The following is a 13,503-nucleotide window of genomic DNA, read 5'->3' on the forward strand; positions in this document are numbered from 1 at the left end:
CCGACGGTTGGAGGGGACTCGATGGGCCGCTTCGTTTGGGTGGTCCGGGGAAGGAGAAGGGATGCGGGAAGAGGGTATGGGGTTGCGCAGGATGCGGCGCAGGGACTTTCTGAGGGGGGTCGGGGCCGGGGCCGCGGCGCTTGGGCTGGCCGGTTGCGGGGTGGACTTCGCGCAGGAGCGGTCGGGCGGGCAGGATCCGTCCAAGGTCAAGGGCGAGTTCTCGTGGACGCGGGAGAAGGGCAAGACCATCAACGTGCTCTTCGCCAAGCATCCGATGGCCGACTCGTTCATCAAGGAGCTCGGGAGCTTCGAGAAGAAGACCGGGATCAAGGTCCAGTACGACACGCTGCCCGAGGAGGAGTTCTTCCAGAAGCTCAGGACCGACCTCTCGACCGGCAAGGGCAACTACGACGCGTTCATGAACGGGCCGCCAAACAACTGGGAGTTCGCTGCCCCGGGCTGGAGCGAGCCGCTCGACGCCTACATCAACAACAAGGCGCTCACGAGCGCCGACTACGACCTCGACGACTTCTACCCGGCGGCGCTCGGGGTGAACAGGTGGCGCGGCAAGCTGTGGTCGATACCCGCCAACGAGGAGGGGTACTCGCTCTTCTCGCGGACGGACATTTTGGAGGAGGCCGGGATCTCGGCTCCCCAGACCTGGGACGAGCTCATAGCGGCCGTCAAGGAGGTCGACGGGAAGACCTTCGGCGGCAAGAAGGTGGACGGCTTCGTGGCGCGCGGGGACAAGACCTTCCCGACCATCCAGTCAGGCTACAGCACTGCGTTCCTGGGGTACGGTGCCACGGATGTCGACGAGAACGGCAAGGTCGCCATCAACTCCCCCGAGGGCGTCGAGGCGACGGAGAAGTGGGCCGAGGTCATGGGCCACGCGCCCAACAACGTGGGCACCTTCACGTGGTACGAGGCCATGAACCACTTCAGCGCGGGGAACGCGGCGTTCTTTATCGACGCCGACCACATGTCCGAGGCCTTCGAGGACCCGACGGCGAGCGCCGTGGCCGGGAAGGTGGACTACGGGTTGCCGCCCGAGGGGTCGGCGGGAAGGATGGGGAACATCTGGCTCTGGTCGCTGGCGATGTCGGCGTCCTCAAAGAACAACATAGCGGCCTGGATCTTCCTTCAGTGGGCGACGACGAAAGAGCAGCTCGAAAAGGCCATCACCGAAGGGAACATCAACCCCACCCGCCAGTCGCTCGCCAACTCCGAGACCATGAAGGAGTACACCAAAGACTGGGGCTCCTACAACGAGACGTGGCAGAAGATCCTCTCCGACCACGCAGCCTGGAACTACATAAAGTCGCCCAAGTACCCGGCCTTCGGCGACCGCTGGGCGCTCGCCATCCAGGAGATAGCCCTCGGCGGCGGGTCCGTGAAGGAGACGCTGGACGCGGCGGCGAAGGACATGCAGGAGATCTACGACTCGGCCAAGGGCTCGTAGGCCGGGGCCATGAACCAGTCGCGACGGCTCCCGTACCTGCTGCTCCTGCCGGGCATAGCGCTGCTGCTCGCGGTGCTCTACCCGTTCCTGAGCGGGGTCTACTGGAGCTTCACGGACTTCGACCTCACGCTCGGCCAGAACCCCGCCTTCACCGGCCTGAGCAACTACGTCGAGGCGTTCAGGCCGAGCGGGGACGGCCTGCACTCGATCCTCATCACCTTCGCCTACGCCGCCCTGGCTGTCACGGTGCAGCTGTTGCTCGGGTTCGGGGTCGCGCTGCTGCTGACGAGGGAGGGGGCGCACATAAAGGTCTACAGGGCGCTGATCGTGCTGCCGCTCCTCATGCCGCCGGTGGTGGCGACCATGATGTGGCGCGTCATGATGACGCCAGACGGGGTCCTCAACTACATGCTCAGCTGGGTTTACCTGCCGCCTTTCGATTGGCTCGGCTCGACGAGCACGGCGCTCTTCTCGGTGGTCTTGATAGATACCTGGATCTACACGCCCTTCGTCATCCTGATCCTGCTCGCCGGGATGCAGTCCATCCCGACGGAGGTCCACGAGGCCGCCAGGGTGGACGGCGCGAGCTACGCAAGAGAGGTGTGGAACCTCGTAGTGCCCCTCCTGCGGCCGTTCTTCGTAATCGTGATCGTGTTCAGGGGCATCGACTCGCTGAAGATGTTCGACATCATCTACACGGCGACCAGGGGCGGCCCGATAGACGCGACGATGAACCTTCACGTCCAGTCGTACTTCACGGGCATAAGGGCGCTCGACATCGGAAGCTCGATGACGTACCTGGTCGTGCTCTGGGTCCTCTGCTACGCCCTCGCGTTCTTCTTGCTCCGCGCCAGGAGAGGGAGGTTGGCCTGAAGTGTTAGGAAAAGGCAAGACCAGCGCCAGCCGGGCGAAGCGCAGGAACGGCATCCTCGCGAACGTGGCGTTGCTCGCCTATACGGCGTTCGCGTTGTTTCCCCTGTTCTGGATCTTCCTCATGTCCCTCAAGGTGCAGCGGGACGTTATAGCCACGCCCCCCAAGTTCATCTTCACCCCGACGCTCGCCAACTACGCCGAGGTCCTCTCGCGGCCCGACTTCCTGACGCCGTTCAAGAACTCCGTAATAGTCACCTTCGGGGCGTTGTTCTTGTCGGCGCTCATCGCGTTGCCGGCGGCGTACGCGCTGGCGAGGATGGAGTTTCGGGGCAAGGAGGATCTGGCGTTCGCGTTCCTCTCCTTGCGGTTCGCGCCGGAGCTGATCATATTGCTTCCCCTGTTCGTGATCTACCAGTCGTTCGGGCTCTACGACACGTACATCGGCCTTATCCTGATCTACCAGCTCATCACCTTTCCCCTGATGGTCTGGATGATGAGGAGCTTTCTGGAGGACGTGCCCAGGGAACTCGAAGAGGCGGTCCAGATAGACGGCGGGAGCTGGTTCACTTCCTTCCGCATGATTATCACGCGCATAGCGTTGCCGGGGCTCGCGGCCAGCTGCGTGCTGTCTTTTATTTACGCCTGGAACCACTTCGTCTTCGCGCTGGTGCTGGCTTCGCAGAGGACCCAGGTAATTACAGGGGGTTTGCTCCAGTTCATCTCCTTCGAGCAGATACAGTGGGGGTCCATGGCGGCCGGCGTGATGCTGGCTATCGTCCCCGAGTTCGTCATCGCGGTGTTCGCGCTGCGGTACATGATCCGGGGCCTCACGGCCGGCACGGTAAAGGGTTAAGGTAGGCGTCTGGTGCGGGCACGCGAGGGGAGGCAGGCGATGACGCGGGGAGGGCGGGCAAGGTCGTGATCTCCTGGGAGAACGGGTGACCTCGAACGGCACCGACGCGCCGGTAACCGTCGGCATAGACCTCGGCACCCAGAGCGTCAGGGTCGTGCTGGTGGAAGAAGACGGCGCGGAGGTGAGCTCGGGCAGCGCCCCACTCACGAGCGAGCGTTCGGACGAGGTGCGCCACGAGCAGGACCCCGAGTCCTGGTGGGAAGCCGTGGGCGAGGCCGCGCGGGAGGCGACGAAAGACCTCGGCGGCAGGCCCGTGGACGGCCTCGCCATATGTTCCACCTCGGGCACGATCCTTCTGGCGGATAAAGAGGGGCGCCCGCTGACGCCCGCGATCATGTACAACGACGGCCGCGCCGCCAAAGAGGCCGAAACGGCCCAGGAGGTCGGGCACGAGCTCTGGGACTCGCTCGGGTACAAGATCAGCGGCTCCTACGCCCTCCCGAGGTTGTTGTGGCTACTCGAACACGGCTTCGGCGAAGGTGCCTCCAGGATGATGCACCAGGCGGACTTCGTGGCCTCACGCCTTGCCGGGGAACCCGTCGGCACCGACTGGAGCCACGCCCTGAAGACGGGCTGGGACCTCGTAAACGAGCGTTGGCCCGAAGGCGTGATGGAGCACCTCGGCGTCCCGGTAGGCCTCCTGCCGCCGGTCGTGCGTCCCGGCACCGACCTCGGAGAGGTCTCCGCGCGGGCGGCCGAACACACCGGCATCCCCGCGGGCACCCCGATCCGGGCGGGAATGACGGACAGTTGCGCGGCCCAGATTGCCGCCGGAGCCCTGGAGCCCGGGCGCTGGAACTCGGTCCTCGGCACGACGCTCGCCCTGAAGGGTGTCGCCCCGAAGCTCCTGCGCGACCCGGCCGGCGTCGTCTACTGCCACCGCCACCCCGACGGCGGCTGGCTCCCCGGCGGCGCCTCCAGCACCGGCGCCGGCGTCATCCCCGAGATGTTCCCCGACGCCGACCTCCAAGCCCTGAACGGGGAGGCGGAGAAGAGGGGGCCGTCGAGCGCGGTCTTCTACCCGCTGGCGACGAAGGGCGAGCGTTTCCCCTTCTCTGCGCCGGAGGCCCGAAGCTTCTGGGAGGGCGAGCCGGAGGACGAGGTGGACCGCTACAGGGCCGTGCTCGAAGGGGTGGCTTTCGTCGAGAGGCTCTGTTTCGCCCACCTCGACTCGCTCGGGGCTGAGGTGTCGGGGCCGGTGAGCAGCACGGGGGGCGGGGCCAGGAGTCGTCTGTGGTCCCAGATCCGGGCCGACGTCCTCGGGATGCCCGTGATCGTGCCCCGTTCTTCTGAAGGTTCTGTCGGAATGGCGATCCTGGCGCGCGCCGGCTCCGGCCCCGTCGCCGAGACCGCGACGAGCATGAGCGGGACGAAGTGGGAGTTCGAGCCCGAAGGCTCCAACGGCGGGCTCGCGGAGAACTTCGAACGCTTGGCGGACGCCTTCGTCGAGCGGGGCTTTATACACGAGGATCTGGCCCACCGGGCGAGGCTGGACGGATGACGGAGCCTGTACGTCTCCTGTTGGCCCGCCACGGCCGGACGGAGTGGCACCGCGACAACCGCTACGTGAGCCGGACGGACATCGGCATAGACGAGACCGGCCGCGAGCAGGCCAGGACGCTCGCCCGGCGCGCGAAGCAGGAATCCCCGTCTCTCGTGCTGAGCTCGCCGCTCAAGCGGGCGCTGCTCACCGCCGGGCCCGCCGCGGAGGCCTGCGGCCTAAAGCCGGAGACGGACGACCGGCTGAGGGAGCTGGACTTCGGGGAGTGGGAGGGCAAGACTTTCGATGAGATCCGGTCGGAGGACCCGGAGCGCGCCGAACGGTTCCTCGAATCCGCCGAGCACGGCTTCCCTGGCGGCGAGCCGCTGGAGGACGGGGCGAATAGAATCCTCGCGGTCTTCGAGGACCTGCGCCTCTCGCGCGCCGGGGCGACGGTCCTCGTGGTGGCCCACAACACGCTGCTCAGGCTCGGGCTGTGCGCGGCGCTCGGCGTCCCGCTCGGGGAGTATCGGCGGCGGCTGCCGCGCATCGTCAACGGCGCCGTGAGCGAGATGCGCTTCGGCGTGGGCGGGGGCGCGCTGTACTCCTTGAACGACCTTGCACACGCGGAGAACACGAAAAGGGAGAACGTCAGATGAAGATCCTGGTCGCGGGGGACCGCCACGTACTGAGCCGGCTGATGGTGCAGGCCCTGAAAAAGGAGCTTGGGGATAGCCTCGACGTCACGACCATAGACTTCGACTGGCCGATGGAGCCGCACGTGGACGTGGCCGAGGTCAGGGAGGCGGCCGGCGGCGAGGAGGAGATCGTCGCCGCCGGTCGGGGCGCGGAGGTCATAGTCACGCAACTGGCCCCGATCACGCGGAAGGTGCTGAACTCCCTCCAGGACCTCAAGCTCGTGGTCGTGACGCGCGGAGGACCCGTCAACGTGAACGTCGAGGCCGCCACCGAGAACGGCGTCATCATAGCCAACGCCCCGGGACGCAACGCCCCGGCCGCCGCCGAGTACGCCCTCGGGCTCATGCTCGCCGCCATGAAGCGCATCCCGGACGCCCACGCCTCCCTCAAGGGCGGCGAGTGGCGCGGCGAGTTCTACGCCTACGAGGAGAACGGCATCGAGCTGGACGGCTCGACCGTCGGGCTGGTGGGTTTCGGGGCCATAGGCAGCCGGGTGGCGAAGGTCCTTGCCGCGTTCGGGGCCGAGGTGCTGGTCCACGATCCTTTCGTCGAAGACGGACCGGTCGTGAAGGCGGGTGGGCGCAAGGCCGGGCTCGACGAGTTGCTCGAAAGGTCGAAGGTCGTCAGTTTGCACGCCCGCCTCAGCGACGAGACGCGAGGCATGATCGGGGCCGAGCAGATCGGAAAGATGCCGGAGGGCTCCGTCCTCGTCAACACGGCCCGCGGGGGGCTGCTGGACTACGACGCCCTCTGCGACGCCCTGGAATCCGGCCAGCTCGGGGCCGCCGCGCTGGACGTCTACGAGGAGGAGCCGCCGCCTGAGGGGTCGCGGCTCTTCGCCGCGCCGAACCTCGTGCTCTCGCCCCACATAGCGGGTGCCACCAGGGAGACGGCGCACCGGGCCGCGGATATCGCCGCCGCGGAGGTCGGGCGGTACGCGCGGGGGGAGAAGATGGAGAACGTCGTCAACGGGGAGGCGGTCGGCTAGAGGCCGGTCCGGTCATGAACGCCATCGGCATAGACGCGGGCACCACTGGCCTGAAGGCGGTCGCGGTCAACCCCGACGGGGAGATCGTCCGCGAGAGGACGGTTCGTTACCCCACCAGGCTCGCCGGGCTCGGGGCCGAACAGGACGCCCGGGCCTGGTGGCTGGCGGTGACCGACGCGCTGCCGGGGGTGGTCGCGGGGGAGCCCGTCTCGGGCGTCGCCGTGACGTGCCAGGCCCCCACCCTCGTCTGCGTGGACGGGGACGCCGAGCCGCTCGGGCCGGCGCTCACCTGGATAGACCGCCGCGCCCTTCGGGAGACGCGGGAGATCTCCGCCGCCACACAGCCGACCCGCAACCCGCCGGACCCGTACTTCGCCACAGGCAAGCTCCTGTGGCTCGCGCGCAACCGCCCGGAGGAGTTGGAGAACGCCCGCGCGGTCCTGTGCGTCAACGGCTTTCTGGTGGCGCGGCTGACGGGGGAGTTCACCCTCGACGAGACCACCGCCGGGCTCTTTCAGGGGTGGGACGGCGAGTTCGACCCGGCGCTCCCAGGCCTCGTCCCGCTGGATCTGCTCCCCCGGGTTCGGCCCGCGTTGCAGATCGCCGGTGAGGTCTCAGGGGCTGCGGCGGTCGCCACGGGCCTGCCCGAGGGCACGCCGGTCGCCCACGGCGGGATAGACGCCGTCGGCGCGGCCCTTGAGGCCGGCATCTTCGGCCCGGGAGACGGGCTCGTGGAGATGACCGGCTTCTCCACCGTGGCCATCACCGCCGCCGAACGCGGGACGCGCGTGCCGGGCATGATCCACACGCGCCACGGCGTCGGCGGCAAGGACCTCATCCTCGCCGCGATGGTGACCGCCGGCGCCGTGACCGACTGGGGCGTGAAGCTGACCGGCTTCGAGAACCCTGCTGGCTTCGACGCGAACGCCTCCGAAAAGATCGGGGAGCGCCCCGGCAGGCTCCTCATGGTCCCCGCCTTCGCCGGCGAGAGAACCCCCACCTGGGACGTAACCGCCCGCGGCGCCGTGGTCGGCCTCGACCTCGACGTGGACGCGGGAGACTTTGCAGTCGCCATCTACGAGGGCACGGCTTTAGGCCTCGGGGATAACTTCGGGCGTCTGCGGGAGGTGCTCGGCGACCTCAGCCCCGTGCGATCCGTCGGCGGCGGCTCGAAGAGCGAGGGCTGGACCCGGATAAAGGCCGATGTGCTCGGCGTCCCGGTCACGGTGCCGCGCCTGGGCCACGGCGCGGCGGCGGGGGCCGCGATGCTCGCCGGCCTGGCCACCGGGCTGTGGCCCGACGAGGCGTCGGTGAAGGCGCTGTCCAACACGGAGGGACGGACGTTCGAGCCCGACCCGCGGATGACCGCGCGGTACGCCGGGCGCCTGGAGCTCTACAAGAACCTGCAAAGCATGCTTCCCCCCATCACGCAGGCCCTGCAAGAAGGGCGTGGAGGGCGGTAGCGGTTGGGGAATGCGACCCGGAGGAGGAGACGCCCGTGAACATGCCTGTGAACGCGCCAAGCGGTACGCGACTGGACGAGCTGGTGGGCCTGTCCAGGTCCCTCGGAAGGCCCGAGAGGGACCTTGTGATCCTGGGCGAGGGCAACACCTCGGTCCGCCTGGACGACGAGACGTTTCTCGTCAAGGCCAGCGGCACGTCGCTGGCCGAGGCGAGGGAGGGGAGCTTCGTCAGGATGGATCTCGGGCGCACGCTGGCGCTCCTGGACCTCGTGGACCCGTCGGACGGCGAGCTGGGCGAGGCGTTGATGGCGGCCCGGAGCGAAGGGGAGGGGGACTTGCGCCCCTCCATAGAGGCGGTGATGCACGCGCTCTGCCTTACGGAGGGGGAGGCGACCTTCGTGGGGCACACCCACCCGACCGCCGTGAACGCCGTGCTGTGCTCCGACCGGGCGGGTTCGCTCTCCGAGGGCGCGATCTTCCCTGACCAGGTCGTGGTGCTCGGCCGGCACCCCTTGTACTTGCCCTACGTGGACGTGGGGCTTCCCCTGGCCCACGCCCTGCTCGATGCCCTGCGGGCGCACCGGCGGCGCGTCGGAGCGGCCCCGAAGACCATCTACCTCCAAAACCACGGGCTCGTCGCCCTGGGGCAGTCCGCGGGAGGGGTGGAACAGGTCACCACGATGGCGGCCAAGCACGCCCGCATCATGTCCGGGGTGCTCGCCGCCGGGGAACCGGTCTACCTGACCGCCGGGCAGGCCGACAGCCTTGATGCCCGCCCGGACGAAGAGTACCGCCGACGGGTGATCCAGGGCGACCGTTGACCGCCGAGTACCGGGGAAACGGGCCCGCAAAGGACGCGAGAAGGATCGGAGGGCGTCGTGACCGGAGAGAGACCAAGGAGATGATGCGCAGATGATACTCGGTATAGACCTCGGCACCTCGGTCGTGAAGGCCGCGGCCTTCTCGCGGGACGGGGATGTCCTCGCGACCGAGGGCCGCGGCGTAAAGCTTTACAACCCCCGCCCCGAGTGCTCGGAGCAGGACATCGACGAGACGATGGAGGCGCTCGGCGCGGTCGTCCGGGCCGTGCTGGAGCAGACGGACGAGCCCGTGGAGGCCGTCGGCCTCACGGGCCAGGGCGACGGCCTCTGGCTGCTGGACGAACGCGGCCGCCAGGTGCGCCGCGCCGCGACCTGGCTCGACGCCAGGGCGAACCCGATAGTCGAGGAGTGGACGGCCTCGGGCGTCTTCGAGGAGCATTTCCGCAGGAACGGCAACGTCACCTTCCCGGGCGCGCCCTCGGCCATCATGGCCGCCCTCAAGCGCGACGAACCGGAATCGCTCGAGAAGGCCGCCACCGCCGGCTACTGCAAGGACGTAGTCCTCCAGCGCCTAACCGGCGTGCGGGCCACCGACGCCTCAGACGCCTCCGAACCGTTCATGGACCACTCGACCCGCCAGTACGACGCCAGCCTGTTGGAGCTCTTCGGCCTGGAAGACTACGAGCGCCTGCTCGCGCCCATAGACGAATCGCCCGGAGAGGCCCGTCCCCTCGGCAAAGCGGGGGCGGAACTGACGGGGCTTCCGGAGGGGACGCCGGTCCACAACGGCCCGTTCGACCTTCCGGCGACGGCGATGGGCGCGGGCGTCACGCGGCTGGGGGACGGCGTCATCATCGTCGGCACCACCCTCGCCTGCGAGGTACTGACCGACCGCGTGGAGACCGGCGGGGAGCCGGGGGGGCAGACCCTGTGCGCGCTGGAGCCCGACCGCTGGCTCAGGGCGATGCCGGCGATGGTCGGCACCGCCTCCATGGACCTGACCCTGAACCTGCTCCGCTCCGAGCACGCGGAGATAGAGGACTTCCTGGCCGAGAGCCCGCCTGGCGCAAACGGGGTGGGCGTCCTGCCGTTCTTCTCGCCCTCGGGCGAGCGGGCGCCCTTCGTCGAGCCCCACGCCCGCGGGCAGCTCTCCGGCATGACCCTGGGCACCACCCGCTCCGACGTGGTCAGGGCAGTGGCCGAGGGCGTCGGGTACGCGGCGAAGCACTGCCTGGCGGCGGCGGGCCTGAAGGGTGAACTGTCCATCTGCGGTGGCGGGGCGGAGTCCCGGGCCTGGCGGCAGGTGCTCTCCGACGTGCTCCAGCAGCCCCTCAAGGTCGCCCGCAGGCCCGAAGTCGGCGCCAGGGGCGCGGCCATGGGGGCCATGATCTCACTCAAAATAGACTTCGACCACGACGCCTGGACCCGCGCGGAAGACGAGGTGCAACCGGGCGAAGACCTCGCCGAGCTCTACGAAGAAGGCTTCGAGCACTACCTGGCGAGGGTCGATTCTGCCCGCGATCTGTGGGGGAGATAGCCATCAGCTTTCAGCCATCAGCTTTTTGTGGTCCTGGCCGGGGGTTGGGGTATGGGCGGGACGCTTCGGGGGAATGCTGAGAGAAAGAAGACCGACAGTACGGTTGGCAAGGGTTGGAGCTGCCTTATTAATGCCAGCGGCATTCAACCGTCCCAGGCAAAGCTGACAGCTGAAAGCGGAGGCCGAGAGGCCGGAGTGGGCTGACCGCTGACGGCTTCGAAAAGGAGGAACGGATTGAAGTACCAGGAGCTACGCGAAGAGGTGACGAGGATCTCGCGCCGGATGGGTGACTCCGGCCTCGTCCGCACGACCGCAGGCAACGTCAGCGCCCGCACCCCGGACGGGGACGTCCTCATAACCCCGAGCGGGCTGCCCTACGAAGACCTGGAGGCCGGGGATCTCGCCCTCGTCGACCTCGACGGGAACCTCCTGGAGGGCCCGCTGGAGCCATCGACGGAGGTCCCCATGCATACCGGCATCTACCGCCAGAGGCCGGGCGTCGGCGGCATCGTTCACACCCACGCGCCCTACTCGACCGCGCTCGCCTGCCTGGGCCTCGAAATACCCGCGGTCCACTACATGCTCGCGGCCCTCTCCGAAGAGGGCCGCGTCCCCCTGGCGCCGTACGCCACCTACGGAACCGAGGAGCTGGCCGGATACGCGAGCGAGACGCTCGGCGGGACCCACTCCGCCTGCCTTCTCCAGAACCACGGCACCATCACCGTGGCGGAGACCGCGACCAAAGCCTACTCCCTTACCGAGATCCTCGAAGAGATGGCCGAGCTCTACTACCGGACCCGCCTCGCCGGCGACCCGATCATCCTCGGCCCCGACCGCATAGCCGAGACCCGCGCCAAGATAGCCGGCTACGGACAAGCTAAACGCTCGTAGCTTGTAGCTTGTCAGCCGGTCAGCGCTGGCCCGAGGCCGGGATTAGCGTCAGACCATCCCAGACTAGGAGATAAACCCCGGGCTCTGGCGAATTCTTGATGAAATGGCGCGGCGCAATCCTTGGCGGAGCTATGGCGCATAATTGTGGCGTCCACGAAGCAAGGGAGGTACCGTTACTGTGCAGCCGCTTCCCACCTTGGAGACCGAGCGACTGGTGCTGCGGCCCCTCGCGCCCGGGGACGCCGCCGCGGTGCGCGCCCTGGGCGGCGACCGGCGCGTCGCCGAGATGACCCTGTTGCCGCACCCCTTCGGAGAGGAAGAGGTGCGCCGATGGGTGGAGGGGCGCCTCGAGTGGGCGGCGCAGGGCAAGAGCCGTCCGTTCTCGGTACTGCTCAAGGAGGACGGCGCGCTGGTCGGCCACGCTGGGCTCCTCCTCGACCGGGACAACGATAAGGCCGGGCTCTACTACTGGATGGGGGTGCCCTACTGGGGACGTGGTTACGCCACCGAGGCCGCCCGGGAGCTTGTCCGCCACGCCTTCGAAGACCTCGGCCTGGGGCGCGTCTACGCCGACCACGTCGCCCGCAACCCCGCTTCCGGCAGGGTGCTCCAGAAGGTCGGCATGAGCTACGAAGGCTGCCGGAGACGGGACTTCAAGAAGTGGGATCGCTTCGAGGACCTGGCGCTCTACGGCGTGCTCGCCGAGGAGTGGTCCCCGGCGGCGACGTCCGCGTCCCCGCGGTAGCGGCGCCGTGCGCCCCATCGCCGCGAGACGAAGGAGGCCCTTAGTGTAAGACCCGCGCGGTGCCCGTTGCCCCGCGTGCGGGAAGGACGCCGCCAGGGCGCACAGTGTCTACACTCGCACGATCGCCGACCTGCCCTGGCGCGGCGCCCCGGTCATCCTGCGCGTCCGCGCGAGGCGCTTCTTCTGCGACGAGCCCTCTTGCGAGCGCAAGATCTTCTGCGAGCGGCTGCCCGACGTTCCCGCCCACGCCCGCAAGACGGGCAGGCCGGAGGAGGCCGGCACCTCGGAGGCCGAGGTGGTGAGGAAGCACGCCGCCGGGCTGAAAAAGGACCTCTCGGCGGTGAGGGCGGGTCTCACGGAGAGGTAGAGCAACGGGCCGGTGGAGGGCTTCGTCCACAAGTCGAAGCTCGTCAAGCGCCAGGGCTACGGGAGGGCCGGCTTCGACCTGCCGAGGGCGAGGGTGCTCTGGCGGCTGACCTCCGCCGCGACGGCGGTCAGGAGGACGCACCGCTTTCACCAAGAAGCCGACAGAACCCGGGGTTTATGTCCTAGTTTGGACTATCCCACCGTGGGCGAGTTCGAGACCCCGCCCACGCCTGGAGAAAGGCCAGAGAAGACGGTCTCTTTCGCCGACGACCGTTCGCCGGGCGATGCCGGGCGCAGAGCCCGGCAACAAGCGGAGAGCCGCGAAGCGGCGTGCTGACCGGCTGACAAGCTGAAACGCTGATCTTGCGCCAGAATGCAGCCTCCGTTACAGTATGAGCGGGCAGAGGAGGTATTTGAGCGATTTAGAATAAAAATTGCTCGAACAATCATAAATTGTCAGACAAACGCGCAGATTTACCGGGCCAGCGGCAGCAGCGGATAGCTGAGCTCGTCCGCGAATCGGGGAGCGTCACGGTGTCGAGGTTGGAGGAGGACCTCGGCATCTCTTCGGCGACCGCGAGGCGGGATCTTGCGGTGCTCGAGAGGCAGGGCAAGGTAAAGAGGACCCACGGCGGGGCCGTCATGCCGGGGTTCACGCAGCACGAGGACTCCTTTCAGCAGCGGCTGGGGGAGGCGGTGGAGGCGAAGGGGCGGCTGGCGCGGGTCGCGGCGGCGATGCTCGAGGCGGACGAGACCGTGTTCGTGGATTCGTCCACCACGGCTTACTACGCGGCGCGGCGCATCCTCGCCGACGCGCCCAGCGTGACGTGCCTCACCAACCTGGTGCCGGTCATGGACCTGTTCTCCACGGCGGACCCGTCCGGCGCGAGCATGGTCGGGGTCGGCGGCATCTTCAGGGCGCTGACGCTCTCCTTCGTGGGACCGTGCGCCGTGCGCACGGTCGAGTCTTACCTGGCGGACAGGGCGTTCGTGAGCGTCAAGGGGATCACGGCGGGGGGGCACCTCACGGACGCGGACCCGCTGGAGGCCGAGGTCAAGCGTGCCATGATCCGGCAGTCAGACAAGCCCGTGCTGCTGGTGGACGGCAGGAAGTTCGAGCGCCGGGGCATGAGCGTAATAGGTCACGTCTCCGAGGTCTCCCTGGTGTTGACCGCCGACGCGCACCCTTCGCACGTGCGGGCGTTGGAGGACCTGGGGGTGGCCGTGAAGAGCGTGTAGGAGGAGCGCGCAAGGCCGGCTGGGGA

At 68.3% G+C, this 13,503-nt stretch carries 12 protein-coding genes; all 12 read left to right on the top strand.

Annotated elements, in window-relative coordinates:
* The first annotated feature begins 61 nt into the window (after nt 1-61).
* The 12 genes from GBA63_RS01835 to GBA63_RS01895 all read left to right on the top strand — a co-directional run bounded on the left by GBA63_RS01835 (nt 62) and on the right by GBA63_RS01895 (nt 13,477).
* Nucleotides 62-1,462, top strand: a complete 1,401-nt coding sequence (locus GBA63_RS01835) for an ABC transporter substrate-binding protein (protein WP_166172939.1) — start codon at nt 62-64, stop codon at nt 1,460-1,462.
* A gap of 9 nt (nt 1,463-1,471) precedes the next feature.
* Nucleotides 1,472-2,335: a carbohydrate ABC transporter permease gene (locus GBA63_RS01840; protein WP_166172941.1), complete on the top strand. Its 864-nt coding sequence runs from the start codon at nt 1,472-1,474 to the stop codon at nt 2,333-2,335.
* Nucleotide 2,336: 1 nt separating this feature from the next.
* Nucleotides 2,337-3,188, top strand: a complete 852-nt coding sequence (locus GBA63_RS01845) for a carbohydrate ABC transporter permease (RefSeq protein WP_207957022.1) — start codon at nt 2,337-2,339, stop codon at nt 3,186-3,188.
* An 85-nt stretch (nt 3,189-3,273) separates the two neighbouring features.
* On the top strand, nt 3,274-4,749 hold the full coding sequence (locus tag GBA63_RS01850; protein ID WP_207957023.1) for an FGGY-family carbohydrate kinase: 1,476 nt from the start codon (nt 3,274-3,276) through the stop codon (nt 4,747-4,749).
* Nucleotides 4,746-5,387, top strand: a complete 642-nt coding sequence (locus GBA63_RS01855; protein ID WP_166172943.1) for a histidine phosphatase family protein — start codon at nt 4,746-4,748, stop codon at nt 5,385-5,387. The genes GBA63_RS01850 and GBA63_RS01855 overlap by 4 nt, the downstream gene beginning before the upstream one ends.
* On the top strand, nt 5,384-6,415 hold the full coding sequence (locus GBA63_RS01860) for a 2-hydroxyacid dehydrogenase (RefSeq protein ID WP_166172945.1): 1,032 nt from the start codon (nt 5,384-5,386) through the stop codon (nt 6,413-6,415). Before GBA63_RS01855 ends, GBA63_RS01860 begins: the two co-directional genes overlap by 4 nt.
* 14 nt (nt 6,416-6,429) lie before the next feature.
* Nucleotides 6,430-7,878: a xylulokinase gene (locus tag GBA63_RS01865; RefSeq protein WP_166172947.1), complete on the top strand. Its 1,449-nt coding sequence runs from the start codon at nt 6,430-6,432 to the stop codon at nt 7,876-7,878.
* A 41-nt stretch (nt 7,879-7,919) separates the two neighbouring features.
* Complete coding sequence (locus GBA63_RS01870) at nt 7,920-8,699, top strand: class II aldolase/adducin family protein (protein ID WP_166179726.1); 780 nt, start codon at nt 7,920-7,922, stop codon at nt 8,697-8,699.
* Nucleotides 8,700-8,790: 91 nt separating this feature from the next.
* Nucleotides 8,791-10,236: an FGGY-family carbohydrate kinase gene (locus tag GBA63_RS01875; RefSeq protein ID WP_166172949.1), complete on the top strand. Its 1,446-nt coding sequence runs from the start codon at nt 8,791-8,793 to the stop codon at nt 10,234-10,236.
* 234 nt (nt 10,237-10,470) lie between these two features.
* Nucleotides 10,471-11,127 (top strand): class II aldolase/adducin family protein, encoded by a 657-nt coding sequence (locus GBA63_RS01880; protein ID WP_166172951.1) that lies wholly within the window; start codon nt 10,471-10,473, stop codon nt 11,125-11,127.
* Nucleotides 11,128-11,305: 178 nt separating this feature from the next.
* Complete coding sequence (locus tag GBA63_RS01885; RefSeq protein WP_166172952.1) at nt 11,306-11,872, top strand: GNAT family N-acetyltransferase; 567 nt, start codon at nt 11,306-11,308, stop codon at nt 11,870-11,872.
* Between the two features lie 819 nt (nt 11,873-12,691).
* Nucleotides 12,692-13,477: a DeoR/GlpR family DNA-binding transcription regulator gene (locus GBA63_RS01895; protein WP_166172954.1), complete on the top strand. Its 786-nt coding sequence runs from the start codon at nt 12,692-12,694 to the stop codon at nt 13,475-13,477.
* Nucleotides 13,478-13,503: the final 26 nt, after the last annotated feature.

This window comes from Rubrobacter tropicus (assembly GCF_011492945.1).
Taxonomy (GTDB): Bacteria; Actinomycetota; Rubrobacteria; order Rubrobacterales; family Rubrobacteraceae; genus Rubrobacter_D; species Rubrobacter_D tropicus.

What these genes read in the sequence shown, in the direction of transcription:
- GBA63_RS01835 (WP_166172939.1), top strand. Translation starts at nt 62, where the DNA reads ATGCGGGAAGAGGGTATGGGGTTGCGCAGGATGCGGCGCAGGGACTTT.
- GBA63_RS01840 (WP_166172941.1), top strand. Translation starts at nt 1,472, where the DNA reads ATGAACCAGTCGCGACGGCTCCCGTACCTGCTGCTCCTGCCGGGCATA.
- GBA63_RS01855 (WP_166172943.1), top strand. Translation starts at nt 4,746, where the DNA reads ATGACGGAGCCTGTACGTCTCCTGTTGGCCCGCCACGGCCGGACGGAG.
- GBA63_RS01860 (WP_166172945.1), top strand. Translation starts at nt 5,384, where the DNA reads ATGAAGATCCTGGTCGCGGGGGACCGCCACGTACTGAGCCGGCTGATG.
- GBA63_RS01865 (WP_166172947.1), top strand. Translation starts at nt 6,430, where the DNA reads ATGAACGCCATCGGCATAGACGCGGGCACCACTGGCCTGAAGGCGGTC.
- GBA63_RS01870 (WP_166179726.1), top strand. Translation starts at nt 7,920, where the DNA reads ATGCCTGTGAACGCGCCAAGCGGTACGCGACTGGACGAGCTGGTGGGC.
- GBA63_RS01875 (WP_166172949.1), top strand. Translation starts at nt 8,791, where the DNA reads ATGATACTCGGTATAGACCTCGGCACCTCGGTCGTGAAGGCCGCGGCC.